The 13,363-nt window shown below is 60.6% G+C and carries 10 protein-coding genes; 4 read left to right on the forward strand and 6 right to left on the reverse strand.

The window, feature by feature from the left end:
* Positions 1–19: 19 nt before the first annotated feature.
* Positions 20–1,372 carry a gluconate:H+ symporter gene (locus LDZ28_RS22735; protein ID WP_244830866.1) on the reverse strand — a complete coding sequence of 451 codons (1,353 nt, stop codon included), beginning with the start codon at positions 1,370–1,372 and terminating at the stop codon, positions 20–22.
* A gap of 402 nt (positions 1,373–1,774) precedes the next feature.
* On the opposite strand from LDZ28_RS22735, the gene LDZ28_RS22740 reads away from it, so the two are divergent.
* On the forward strand, positions 1,775–2,491 hold the full coding sequence (locus LDZ28_RS22740; protein ID WP_244830867.1) for a GntR family transcriptional regulator: 717 nt from the start codon (positions 1,775–1,777) through the stop codon (positions 2,489–2,491).
* Between the two features lie 30 nt (positions 2,492–2,521).
* Positions 2,522–4,129, forward strand: a complete 1,608-nt coding sequence (locus LDZ28_RS22745) for an acyl-CoA synthetase (protein WP_244830868.1) — start codon at positions 2,522–2,524, stop codon at positions 4,127–4,129.
* Between the two features lie 10 nt (positions 4,130–4,139).
* Here the strand turns inward: LDZ28_RS22745 and LDZ28_RS22750 are convergent, their stop codons facing one another.
* Positions 4,140–5,036: a LysR family transcriptional regulator gene (locus LDZ28_RS22750; protein ID WP_244830869.1), complete on the reverse strand. Its 897-nt coding sequence runs from the start codon at positions 5,034–5,036 to the stop codon at positions 4,140–4,142.
* An 88-nt stretch (positions 5,037–5,124) separates the two neighbouring features.
* On the opposite strand from LDZ28_RS22750, the gene LDZ28_RS22755 reads away from it, so the two are divergent.
* Positions 5,125–5,901 (forward strand): NAD(P)H-dependent oxidoreductase, encoded by a 777-nt coding sequence (locus LDZ28_RS22755; protein WP_244830870.1) that lies wholly within the window; start codon positions 5,125–5,127, stop codon positions 5,899–5,901.
* Between the two features lie 51 nt (positions 5,902–5,952).
* On the opposite strand, the gene LDZ28_RS22760 is transcribed toward LDZ28_RS22755, so the two are convergent.
* Both LDZ28_RS22760 and LDZ28_RS22765 read right to left on the reverse strand, forming a co-directional pair.
* Positions 5,953–8,106, reverse strand: a complete 2,154-nt coding sequence (locus LDZ28_RS22760; RefSeq protein WP_244830871.1) for a hypothetical protein — start codon at positions 8,104–8,106, stop codon at positions 5,953–5,955.
* 540 nt (positions 8,107–8,646) lie between these two features.
* On the reverse strand, positions 8,647–9,177 hold the full coding sequence (locus LDZ28_RS22765; protein ID WP_244830872.1) for a hypothetical protein: 531 nt from the start codon (positions 9,175–9,177) through the stop codon (positions 8,647–8,649).
* 454 nt (positions 9,178–9,631) lie between these two features.
* Here LDZ28_RS22765 and LDZ28_RS22770 point away from each other — a divergent pair, with 454 nt between their 5' ends.
* Positions 9,632–11,488, forward strand: a complete 1,857-nt coding sequence (locus tag LDZ28_RS22770) for a tannase/feruloyl esterase family alpha/beta hydrolase (protein ID WP_370652253.1) — start codon at positions 9,632–9,634, stop codon at positions 11,486–11,488.
* Between the two features lie 45 nt (positions 11,489–11,533).
* On the opposite strand, the gene LDZ28_RS22775 is transcribed toward LDZ28_RS22770, so the two are convergent.
* Together LDZ28_RS22775 and LDZ28_RS22780 are read right to left on the reverse strand one after the other, a co-directional pair.
* A complete protein-coding gene (locus LDZ28_RS22775) occupies positions 11,534–12,439 on the reverse strand; it encodes an ABC transporter permease (RefSeq protein ID WP_284503468.1) in 906 nt (301 codons plus the stop codon).
* A gap of 1 nt (position 12,440) precedes the next feature.
* The gene (locus tag LDZ28_RS22780; protein WP_244830873.1) at positions 12,441–13,355 is read right to left on the reverse strand and encodes an ABC transporter permease; all 915 of its coding nucleotides are present in this window, start codon (positions 13,353–13,355) and stop codon (positions 12,441–12,443) included.
* Positions 13,356–13,363 lie beyond the last annotated feature (8 nt).

The raw sequence follows: 13,363 nt of genomic DNA on the forward strand, positions 1-13,363 counted from the left end.
GGGAACGTGAACGGCACGTTTAGCCGATCACCGAGTTGATGAGGAGAATCACGCCGAGCGCGACGAGCGATTGAAACGAGACGAGCAGCGTCCAGGTCTTGAGCGTATCGGCGACCGAGAGGCGGAAATATTCCTTGAAAAGCCAGAAGCCCGAGTCGTTCAGATGCGAGAGCATCAGTCCGCCCGAGCTCACGGCGAGCACCAGCAGTTCGAGATTGACGCCGGGCGTGGCCGCCGCGATCGGCGCGACAATGCCCGCCGCCGTCACGGTTGCGACCGTCGCCGAGCCGATCGCGATACGGATCAGCGCCGCGACCGCCCAGCCGAGCACGAGCGGCGAGATCGACCAATGCGTGGCCCAATGCGCGATGGCGTCGCCGATATGCGTGGCGAGCAGCATCTCTTTCAGGCCGCCACCCGCGCCGAGGATCAGGATCACGGCGGCAGCGGGCGCCACGCTCTTGCCGAGGAGCTTTTGAATCTGCGGCAACGTGAGGCCGCTCTTGACGCCGAGCGACCAGATTGCGAACAGCACGGCAATCAGCAACGAGACGATAGGATCGCCCACGGTTTCGAGCAGTTCGCGCATCGGCGTGCCGGTCGGCGCGTAGTTGCGGCCGAACGTGCGGATCATCATCAGAACCGGTGGCAACAGGACCGTGATGAGCACGAGCGCGAGCGGCGGCGTGGCGCGGCCGGCTTTCTTGTCGTCGGCGGCAGCGGGCGAATAAAGACCCTCGCCTGGCGTAACCGGCAGAAAGCGCATGACGAAGGCCGTGAAGAGCGGGCCGGAGAGAATGGCCATCGGAACTGCGACGATCAGGCCGAAAAAGATCGTGCGGCCCGCGTCCGCATGCAACGCGGCAAGCGCGAGCGTCGGCGACGGATGCGGCGGCAAGAGTCCGTGCGAGACGTAGAGGCCGGCGGCCATCGGAATGCCGACGGCCATCAGCGGACTTTTCGTGCGATGCGCGATGGCGTAGACGAGCGGGACGAGCATCACGAAGCTCACATCGAACAGATGCGGCAAGCCGATGAGCAGCGACGCCGCGCAAATGGCCGCCGGAATCCAGCGCTTAGAACCGAGTCCGATGAATGCGTTGGCGATGCGATCCGCGCCACCCGATTCGAGCAGCAAGCCGCCGAGCATGGTGCCGAGTCCGACCACGAGCCCCACGGAACTGAGAATGCCTCCAAAGCCTTTTTCAAAGCTCTTGATGACGGCGGTAGGCGCGAGTCCGGCCGCGCAGCCGAGAAAGCCGGCCGTGAGAATGAGCGCGAGAAACGGGTGAAGCTTGACCTTCGTGATCAGCAGTACCAGCAGAAGGATCGCGATAACGGGCGCGATCAACGTATAGAGCGAAGGCGACATGAAGTAGTGCGGCTCGAAAAGCGTGGCGCCCCGCCGGTGTCGACGAGGTTTTCATTGCGGTATACCGGACGAATGCGGCGCCCGAACGATGGAGTTATTTGCCGAAAACACGGACGAACTACGCGGGCATCGGCAAGAAACCCTTATTCAACGGTGTTTTCGGTCGATTGACATGTAGGTCTCCAAGTCGCGTTCTTATGAATTTCGCAGGCGCCGGACGACGTTCTGCGCTCTGCCTAATTCTGGTATACCGAAATTTAGTTCTATCGTCGTGTACCGTCAAGTGCGGGATCGCACCTAGGCGGGGCGATTGTCGGCCGCAAATCTCAGGTGACGCGTTCGCTGGTAAAGTGGCATACCAGAGCGGCCGAGGATTTCGCCGCGACAAGGGAACAAGCAAAAATGAAGGACTTAGACGACGAGCAGGAAGGCTTCGACGGTGCCGACGAGCCGGATTCGCTGCTCTCCATGCAGATTGCGCAACGCTTGCGCACGATGATCGCGACCGACGAACTCAAGCCCGGCGAGCGCCTGCGCGAGCGCACGCTCGCCGAACGGCTGACGGTCTCGCGCACGCCGTTGCGCGAGGCGCTCAAGGAACTGGCGGGCGACGGCCTCGTCGTCGTGCTGCCTAAGCGCGGCGCGGTCGTGGCGGACCTGAGCGCGGCGGAAATCCGCGAGAAGCTCGACGTGTTGGGCGCAATCGAGGCGTTTGGCGGCGAACAGGCGTGTCGTTTAGCGACGGATGCGGAGATCGCCGAGATTCGCGCGCTCCATCACGAGATGCACGCGGCTTACGAGCGGCGCGACCGCATGAATTACTTCCGGCTCAATCAGGCGATCCACGCGAACATCATCGTGGCGGCCAAGAACGCCACGCTCACGCAAGTGCACGAGCGGCTCAACCGGCAGCTTTATCGCTATCGCTTTCAGGGTAGCGTGACGTCGGAGACGTGGCATACCGCTATAGATGAACACGAGATCATCGTGCAATTGCTCAACGCGCGCGATGGCGCGCGGCTGGGGGAATTTCTGAGGCGGCATGTGCATAGCACCTGGGAGCAGATTACGCCCGAGCGCGACCACGAAGTGAAGGAGCAGACGCTGCAACGCGTATGATCGAGGAACCCTCACCCACCACAAAAAACCATGCTGCCGTCAGGAGACACCTACGAAGCAGTCGATGCCGCCTTCACCTGGCGCATCCCCGCGCGCTATAACATCGCGCAAGACGTGTGCGACAAATGGGCGGACGGCTCGAACCGGCTCGCGCTGATCGTCGAATCGAACGATCTCTCGCAGCAACGCTATACCTTCGACGACCTGCAACGCCTCTCCAACCGCTTCGCCAACGCGCTTGCCGAACGCGGCGTGCAGCGCGGCGAGCGCGTGGCCATCTTCGTGCGGCAATCGGTCGAAGCGGCGATCGCGCATCTCGCGGCCTATCGCATGGGATGCATTGCCGTGCCGCTCTTCGCGCTCTTCGGTATCGATGCAATCGAGTTCCGGCTCGCGCATTCCGGGGCCGCCGCCGTCGTGACGGACGCCGAAGGCGCGGCGAAGATCGCGTCGATTCGCGCATCGCTGCCGGAGTTGCGCCACGTCTTCGCGACCGATGGCAGCGACACTACGTTCTGGCCCGCGCTCGAAGCGGCATCGGAAGAAGACGCCCTCGTCGATACTTCCGCGGACGATCCCGCCGTCATCATCTATACGTCTGGCACCACGGGCAAACCGAAAGGCGCATTGCACGGACATCGCGTTCTGCTTGGGCATCTGCCGGGCGTGGAGATGTCGCAGCAGTGCTTCCCGCTCGACGCGACGCTCATGTGGACGCCCGCGGACTGGGCGTGGATCGGCGGCCTCTTCGATGTGCTCTTGCCTTCGTGGCATCACGGCGTGCCGGTACTCGCGCGGCGCTTCGACAAGTTCGATGGCCACGCCGCGTTCGATCTGCTCGAACGGCATGGCGTGAGCCACACGTTCCTGCCGCCGACCGCGCTCAAGATGATGCGCGCGACGCCGCAAGCGAAAGCGCCGGCGCTCGCGTTGCGTTCGGTGGCGAGCGGCGGTGAATCGCTCGGCGAGGAGTTGCTGTCGTGGGGCCGCGCAACGCTTGGCGTCACCATCAACGAGTTCTACGGGCAGACCGAATGCAACGTGGTGCTCTCCTCGTGCGCCAGATGGTTCGAACCGCGCAACGGCGTGATCGGGCGCGCGGTGCCGGGGCATCGCGTGGCCGTCGTCGACGATTCGGGTATGCCGCAGCCTTTGGGCACGCCCGGCAATATCGCCATTGCCGCGCCCGATCCCGTGATGTTTCTCGGCTACTGGCGCGACGAGGCCGCGACCGCGCAGAAGTTTCGCGGCGACTATCTGTTGACGGGCGACCTCGGCATGCTCGACGCGGAGGGCTTCTTTCGCTTCATCGGCCGCGACGACGATGTCATCACGAGCGCGGGTTATCGCATCGGGCCGGGACCGATCGAGGACTGTCTTTTGAGGCATCCCGCCGTGCGCTTCGCGGCGGTCATCGGCGTGGCGGATGAACGGCGCACGGAGATCGTCTGCGCGGTCGTCGTGCTCAACGACGGCTTCGAGCCGGGCGATGCCCTCGTGCTCGAACTGCAGCAGCACGTTCGCACCCGGCTTGCGGCGCATGAATATCCGCGCGAGGTGCGCTTCGTCTCCGAATTGCCGATGACGGCGACTGGCAAGATCATCCGCAAGTCGCTGCGCTCGCAGTTCACGTCTTAGCAATCGCGCGTCATACCGATCCGGCGATGAAGTCTCGCAACCACCGATGCGCCGGATCGCGATGCACGCGCTCGTGCCAGAACATCGACATTTCATAGCCGGACACTTCGATTGGCGCATCCACCACGTGCAGCGCCGCATCGTGCTCGACTAGCCGCAATGGCAGCATGCCCACGAGATCGGTCGATGCAATCAGCGAGCGCACGAAGAGAAAATGCGGCGCGGACAGCACGACGCGACGCGCGACGCCGAGTGCCGCGAGCGCTTCATCGGTCGGACCAAAGAAGCCTCCGCCGTCCGGCGACACGATCACATGTTCGAGCGCACAGAACTGCTTGAGGCTGGGTTTGCGCTTGAGACGCGGATGCCCCTTCTTCGCCACAAGCACATAGCGTTCGGTAAAAAGCGCCTGCCGATGCAGACCCGGTGGCGCGCCTTCGGTGATATGAAACGCAAGATCGATCTCGCCGCGTTCGGCTTGTCGCGCGAGACGCGGCGGCGTGGCTTCGAGCACGGCAATGCGCGTCCGCGGTGCGGCCAGCCGCAAGCCGTTTATCGCCGGCATGAGCACGGTGGACTCGCTGTAATCGGTTGCGGCGATACGCCACGTAAGCTCCGCGCTCGCCGGCTCGAATGCCTGCTCCGGCGACACCGCGCGCGCAAGTGCTGCAAGCGCTTCGCGCAATGGCTCGCGCAAACCCTCGGCGCGCGCAGTCGGACGCATGCCGCGCGGGCCGGGCAGCAATAGCGGATCGCCGAAGATATCGCGCAGTTTCGCCAGATGCACGCTCACCGAAGGCTGCGAGAAGTTCAGCCGTTCGGCCGCGCGCGTGACGTTGTGTTCGGCGAGCAGCGCGTCGAGTGTCACGAGCAGATTGAGATCGAGTCTGCGGAGGATATTATTCATTGTAATGCCTGGCATATTGACTATTCATTTCCAATATACCTTCATCCGCACTAGTCTGGCGGTCATACGAACCAGGAGAGTTGCAGCCATGAATGTGCTGATCGTCTATGCCCACCCCGAACGCCGCTCGCTGAACGGCGCGCTCAACGACTTTGCCGTGCAGCGCCTGCGCGATAACGGCCACACGGTGCAGGTGTCGAACCTGTATGAGATGAACTGGAAAACGACGCTCGACGCGAACGACGTGCGCGAGCGCAGCACCGACGCGCCGTTTCATCCCAGTCTCGATTCGAAACACGCGTTCGCAAACGGCCTGCAAAGCCGCGACATCGAAATCGAACAGGACAAGCTGCGCTGGGCCGACGCATTGATCCTGCAATTCCCGATGTGGTGGTTCTCCATGCCCGCCATCATGAAAGGCTGGTTCGAGCGCGTCTATGCCTATGGCTTCGCTTACGGCGTGGGCGAACACTCGGACACGCACTGGGGCGATCGTTATGGCGAAGGCATGATGTCGGGCAAACGCGCGATGATCATCGTGACGACCGGCGGTTGGGAATCGCATTACGACGCGCGCGGCATCAACGGCCCGATGGACGATATCCTCTTCCCGATCCAGCACGGGATGCTGTTCTATCCGGGCTTCGACGTGGTGCCACCGTTCGTGGTGTATCGCACGAGCAAGATGGATGAAACGCGTTTCGAGGCCACGCGCGATGCGCTCGGAGAACGGCTAGACACCCTCTGGGACAACGCGCCGATTGCTTATAGACGGCAGAATCATGGCGACTACCGCATTCCGCAATTGACCTTGCAAGACGAGCATGCTGCGGGACAGACCGGATTTGCCGCGCACGTCGAATAAAAAGAAGCGGGCTCCTTTTGCAAGAGGAGCCCGCTTTGCCTTGCACGAGGATCAGTTCGGGTCCGCGTACTTCAAGGTCCAGCTAAAGTTGCGTTGCGCGCCACCCGCAAGAGAGAAAGCATTCGTCTTGCATGCGAAGTTCGAATGCAACTGGCCGACAGGCGTAGTCGACAGCGGATTGGTGACACCGTTCGCGACATCGAAATTCGACAGCGCGCAAGCATCGAAGCCGCTCGTGGCATAGCTCGTCGCGGCGCTATTGGCGTAGGTGACCGAGTTACCGTTCGCGCCCGCCGCCGTGCTTTGAAAGTCCGCGAACGAGGTAAAGTCCGTTTCCACCGCGAGCTGCGCTGCAAGGGTGGCCGAACTCAATGTGTCCGTACGCGTGATCGTGCCATGCGCGAAAGTCAGCACCGTATGCGCTTGCAGGTCGATATCGGTCGTGTACGCCGCGTTCTTGGTCGCTTGACGGAACTTCGTCGTATCGAAGGAAACGGTCACCTGACCGTTGCTCTCCTGCACGCTCAGATTCTTGTAGTACGTCACCGGAATGTACGTCTTGCCGTTGTACGTCACTTGCGGAATCAGCAAGGCGTAACCCAGGTCGGTCGTGCCGTAGATGAGCTTGTCGGAGAACGGCACCGGATAGTACGGTGAATACGAGTTATAGTCTGGCGCCTGACTCAGATTCAGGTTGATCACACGCTCGCCATCACGCACCGTCAGCAACGCCGCGTTATACGGATGCGCGCTGTCGCTCGGCAAGTTGTAATACGTGAGCGTGTAATGAGGCAATGCATCGCGCCATGATTTGAAATCGCTGTCGCTCATGGGGGCTTGGCCGCCGAAGCCGAGCTTGCTCCACCACGCGTTGACGTACATGTACTGATGCAGCAGGCTGAAGTTTTCGCCCATCACGCGAGGCTTGCCGCGATATGTGTCCGTGCCGCGCCCCTTCACCCACATGTTCACGGACGGCGTCGGCAGGTTCGGGTCGTACCAAAAGGTGTCGAAGCGCAGCGCTGCCTTGTAGATGAACGTGTAGGCGACCTGCATCTCCTTGGCACTCAGCACGCCCGCGTTGGCTGCGGCCGTGAGAATCTCCATGAAAGCGGAATCGCCGTAAGGTCCGATCGAGCGGCCGTAGTTGAAGCCCTGCCCGTCCGGATTGATCTGCGGCAGAATCAGATCGATCGACTTGCGCAAATAGCCCTTCAATTCAGGCGTCAAATTCGCTTCGTTGCCCATCTCGAGACTGCGCTCGACCGTCTCCGCGATAAGCAGCGTGCTGTAGCGGTCGAAGCGCGCCTGATCGTAGTAGGTCGTATGCGTGTTCGATGCCTCATCCGAGAAGCCGCCCGACGAATCATTGCGGATATGCTTGGTTAGCGTGTAGAGCAGCGCATCGCGCGCGCCCATGGTCGCAACCGCCGGGTCCGAAGTGGAGACGAAGCCCGGATTACTCCAGCCGAGCTTCTGTCTCAGCCCGGCAATGCCATATGACACCGCATAGTAATTCTGCGCCGTGTTGAGCGAAGCCACGTCGATAGACGCGCCGCCAGCCGGGCACGTATTGTCCTTGCCGCTTGCATCGGGGCCGAACATGTCGCAGAACGTGAGGCGGCCTTGCAACGTGTTGAGCATGGCATCGCTAAAGACTTCGTTCAGCATGCCGTTCGCCTTCAAATTGTTGAGGGCGACGAGATAGTAGTACTCGCCCCAGGACGTGTTCGCGTAGACGTAGTCGCCGCTCGCGGACTGCGCCATCATCGCCGTGGTTATTTTCTGATAGGTTGCAAGATAGTCGGCGTACTTGGGGTCGCCCTTCTTCTTCATGTCGATGAGGATGTAAGACAGACCGAGCGCCAGCTTGCCCGGCAGGAACTTGTCGCCCGTGTTGGTATCGAGTACGTGCACGGGGCTGCCATCGCCCAGATCCATCACGACCTGAGTGAAATCCGGCGACTTGCGGATGAGGTCGAAGAGCGCGCGCATCTGGCCCATCATCGTGATGGGGACGCCGGCGCCGGCGGGCACGCTCGTGTCGTTCGCGCCGTAGACCACGGCTTGAAGCGAATTAGCCGCCACGGCGGCGGGCGGCGGCGTGGAACCATCCGATGAGTCATGGCCACCGCATGCAGCGAGGACGAGCGCCGAGAGCGTGCCGAGCGCGAACGCACGCGTGATTTGCCTGTTTCGATTCATGTTGTCTCCGTCTTTAGTTATGAATGTGGGTAGTGCGGGGTTTGCTTTTTGCGCGTCCTTTGAGCGCTCGATCGACACCGGACGTTATTTGGCCTTCCGAAGTTTTTCATCGGAATCGGTGAAGATTAAAAATGATTTGAATGAAGCCCCGAGCTTGAGTCAGCGAACTTCATCGGAAAACGTTTTCCAAATTTAGGCTTTGTAAGCCGATGCTGTCAAACGTTTTATCCAACGACCTGATAGGGGATTACCCGGCACGAACAAGGCATGGTTTTGCATGGAGTCGGAGTTTCCGAAACAAAAAGGAAATCGTTTACTTATTTTTCGGCTGCGAACCAATGTGAGCTTTCACCGCGAAGTGACGAGAAAGTCGACTTCTGCGCGAGATTAAAGAAACGCGGCATGCGTCTTCTGCCATGCCGTCTGCTTTCGCGCTGCAATAAGGGAATTTGAAACAGATAACAGCGAGACTCAATCCGCGAACGGCTCATGCGCCTCGAACGAGGCAAGCCGCTGCGGACCGATCGATAGGCTAAACGCCTAACGCACTTCCATCTTGCGCTTTACGATAAGCGCGAGCGGCACAGTGAAAAAGATATGCGACATGAATCCGCCGATGACGACAGCCGGATCATAGTAATTCGGGTGATTGTCCGAAGCGATCATGATGGCGACATGCATCACTATCCACGCGAGCACGGCATAGAACAATGCGATGAACGTCGCCTCGTAGCCGCGTCGGCGAAAGTACGGCCAGACGAGTGCGAAGAGAATGCCCCAAGCAATGGCGAACACGAAGTGAATACCCGTTCCAATCACATACGCCCAAATGCCGCTCGCTTCCTGAAACGCTTTTCCGAAGACCAGCCCGGTCGCGTTACGCGGAATGCCCGCGAGGGGCATCAGATGCTGTACGCCTACCCAGATCAATGCTTCGTAGATCCAGATGACGACGGCGCCCGCCAGACCACCGGCTACACCGGCGCGTATGGCCGACGACACGCTCGTGGGCTTGGGCGTTGCAATGCCGTTCGGGAACTGACTGCCGCTCGGATGCAGGTTGCTACTCATGGACGCTTCTCCGGAATGGTTATCAGGCGATGACGCAAGCTAGTCCCTGTGTTTGATAACGCAAAGGATGGGTAAACCATGCCCATGGGCCGGAAAATGCACGTCAGCGTGATTTGGCGCGGCGTTGCGCAGCAAGACCATGCGGTGCCCGATAAACAGATTCGATGCCTTCGAAGCGTTTTCGCATGAGTCAGGCGAAGGTCTCGGTTAAGCCGCGTATGGCATGAACGACGCTTTCCTTGCGTATCATTTGCCTGGCTATCTGTTTTGTTTATCGGTCACCGGAAGCGCGGTATGTCCGCTCCGCCTTGGTGCAGCATGCGGGCGCCGCAAACGTTGACGCTTTAGAGCGCCGACTAAGCAGGGTTGCCGGGTATACGCCCCCTCCCTATCGCGAAACTCTTTCGTCATCCTCCGTACTCGCTGGAAAGTGACCCGACGACCTCAGGAGACGATGATGCGATTACTCTGCAGCAACCCCGCCCTACTCAGACGATGCATCCGCACGCTATATGCGTGGCTTGCTCTTTTGACGACATGCGTATTCATGGCGCCTCAAGCAATGGCGACCAATTCAAGCGGTCTAGCCGACCTCCCTTCGATCCTTCCCGCGATGAACTGCGCGGCAGTCGCCACGCTCGATCTAAGCGGCGTCACCGATGGTACCGTCACCATCACCTCGGCCACGGTCCTTGCAAAAGGAACGGTCATCAGCAACCCCGGCATGCCTCCAGGCGCGACGGCTGGACCCGGACTGCCTTCCGAAGTGTGCGATATCAAGGGAACCATAGGCCCTGGCGCATCGCTCTTTGAATTGCGCCTGCCGACGCAAGGCTGGACGCAGCGCTACCTGCAAACGGGATGCGGCGGTCTGTGCGGCAATCTCTCGATCAGCGCGCCGATGGCATCGACCTGCGTGCCGGTCACGAACGGCCAGATCGCCATCTCCGCCACCGACATGGGCCACGAAGGCGGCAACGATGGCGCATGGGCGCTGGATCCGAAAGCCAAGATCGATTTTGCTTATCGCGCGGAGCACGCCACGGCGCAGGTATCCAAGGCGATCATCAACAAGTTTTATGCGCGCGCTCCGAAGTACTCGTATTTCGACGGCTGCTCAGACGGCGGACGCGAAGCGCTGATGGAAGCGCAACGCTATCCCGACGACTTCGACGGCATCGTCGCGGGCGCGCCGGCCAACGATCTAATCGTGCAGAACACGTTCCACCACGGCTGGGCGGCGGCGGTCAACATCGACCAGAAGACGGGCAAGTACATTCTGCTCGCCGACAAGTTGCCGATGATCCACGCCGCCGTGCTGAAGTCGTGCGACGGTCAGGACGGCGTGACGGACGGCATCATCGACAATCCGCAGGCTTGTCATTTCGATCCCGCGAGTCTCGTGTGTGCGAAGGGGCAGCCCGACGCCACGTGTCTCACGCCCGCGCAAGCCGCGGTGGTGCGCAAGATTCACGATGGCGCGACGGATCAGTATGGCCGTCATCTCGAACAGCCGATCGCGCGTGAATGGGGTTCGGAATTGCAATGGTCGCTCTTCGTGCCCGCGACGGACGCCGGACCTAGCGGCAGCATCAACTTCGTGATGCCGTTCCTGGCATACCTCGACTACTTCAACGACTCGCGCCCGAACGCCGCGTTCAGCGATCTGAAGTTCACTGTCGAATCGTTCTGGAAGACCGTGCAGACGTCGAACTATCTCGCTGCAACCGATCCCGATCTGAGTGACTTTCATCGACGCGGCGGCAAGCTGATTCTCTGGCACGGCCTGGAAGACCAGCACATCTCGCCGCAATCGACGCTGCAGTACTACGCGAAGATGAAGGAATACATGGGCGACGAGCGCGTCGAGAAGTTCGCGAAGCTGTATCTGTTCCCGGGCGTTGCGCACTGCGGCGGCGGCGACGGTCCCAGCACCTTCGACATGCTGACGCCCGCCATGGCGTGGGTGGAAACGGACGCGAAGCCGGGCAAGATCGTGGCATCGCTCGTCGATACGACCGGGCAGACCACGCGCACGCGTCCGGTGTTTCCGTATCCGCTGGCAGCGCGCTACACGGGCTCGGGCAGCACGGACGACGCAGCGAACTTCGTCGCGTACAACCCCGGCAACACGAACGTGAATCCGCATTGGGTCGGCGAGTTTCTTTATTCGCCGGGCTATGAAGCGTCATGCAGCGCGATCGGATCGCAACTCGTGTGCAAGGGCGGCAATCACTGGCGCGCCGCTCATAACGGTCATGACGACGACAACGGCTGGAACGACGGCCGCTGGGAGCACGATCATAGGTGATCGCACTTGATTGCATTTGATCGCACGTGAGGAAAGCGCCGGCGCCTACTTCGAAGTCCGGCGCCTGGTCACCGCCCTCACGATCAACAAGCCGCCGACCATGACCGCCAGCGACATCAGCGTGGTCATGGTCCCGAGCGCATAGATGACCGGCGTGGTCACCGATGTCGTCAGGCCCTGCAATTCGAGCGGCAACGTATTCTGCTCGCCGATAGCCTGCGACGTCCGCGCGATTTCATCCCATGACAGCGTGAAGCCAAACATTCCCACGCCAATGACAGATGGCCCGATGATCGGCAACACTACATTCCTGAAGCTCTGCCACGGCGATGCGCCCAGATCGCGCGCCGCTTCCTCGTAAGCCGGATTGAAGCGGTTGAAGACAGCGAACATCACGAGCAAACCGAACGGCAGCGTCCACGTCAGATGGGCGCCGAGCGCGGAGGTGAAGAGGCCCATCGACGTGGTCCACGAATCCGCGAAAGAAGTAAAGCCCCACTCGTTCGCCAGATACTTGATCACGTTGTCGAGCAGACGAAACGTGAGGCCGATACCGAGCGACACGATGATCGACGGCATGATGAGACTCGCCACCGACACGTAGAACACGGCCGTATCGCCACGAAAACGCCTTCTGAAGGCGAGACCCGCCGTGACCGAGAACAGCACGGTCAGCACCGTGACCGCGAGCGCGAGCTTCACGGAGCGGCCGAACGAAGCCCAGATATCGATATCGCCCACACCCTGACGCAATTGCTCGAACCAGTGCAGCGAGACGCCGCGCATGGGAAACGTCAGACCGCCTTCGGGACCTTGAAACGAGAGAATGAAAATGGTGATGACCGGTCCATACAGGAATAGCACGAACAAGCCGAACAGCAACGCGAGCCAGTAAAAGCTGGCGGGCCGGTGCTCCCGATGTTTTTTCAATCCCGCAATGCCGCTGGCCATGTCAAAGCTCCTTCCTGATATCGACCACACGCGTGAGCGCCCATACGATCATCAGCACGACGGCCAGCAGAATGATCGCGTTGGCCGCCGCGGCGGGAAATTGCAGATAGCCCGTCTGCACCTGAATGATCTTGCCCACCGACGCAATCTGCTGTCCACCCATTACGCCCACTGTGAGAAAGTCGCCCATCACGATGGTGATGACGAAGATCGAGCCAATGACGATTCCGGTCTTCGAGAGCGGCAACACGACATCGCGGATCACCTGCCAGCCGCTCGCCCCGCCATCGCGCGCGGCTTCCAAGAGCGACTTGTCGATACGCATCATCGCGTTGAAGATCGGCACGATCATGAAGAACGTGAACAGATGCACGAACGCGAGCACCACCGAAAAGTTCGAATACAGCAGCCATTCCAGCGGTTGATCGATGAGATGCGCGTTGATCAGCGCCTGATTCACGAGCCCGTTACGGCCGAGCAGCGGAATCCACGAGATCATGCGGATGACGTTGGACGTCCAGAACGGAATCGTGCAGAGCAAAAAGAGAATGGTCTGCATGGCCGTGGTGCGCACGTGAAACGCGAGGAAGTACGCAATGGAGAAACCGAGCACGAGCGTCACGGCCCATACCATTGCGCAGAACTTGAGCGTCGACCAATATGTCTTGAAGGTCACGCAGACATCGGTGAAGGAGCTGCAACCGTCGAAGATCGCCACATAGTTCTTGAGCGTGAACGCCGGGATGATCTGATATTCGTTGAAATCCCAGAAGCTTACGATCAACGTGATCACGAGCGGCACGATGAAGAACAGCACGAAGGTGAGTGTGAGCGGCGTGGCCTGCAACCATGCGCTCACGCGCCGATGACGCTTCGGCGCTTCCTTCGCTTGCGACAGATACTCGACGGATGCCATCAGCAAAT

Source organism: Caballeronia sp. TF1N1 (assembly GCF_022878925.1).
Taxonomy (GTDB): Bacteria; Pseudomonadota; Gammaproteobacteria; order Burkholderiales; family Burkholderiaceae; genus Caballeronia.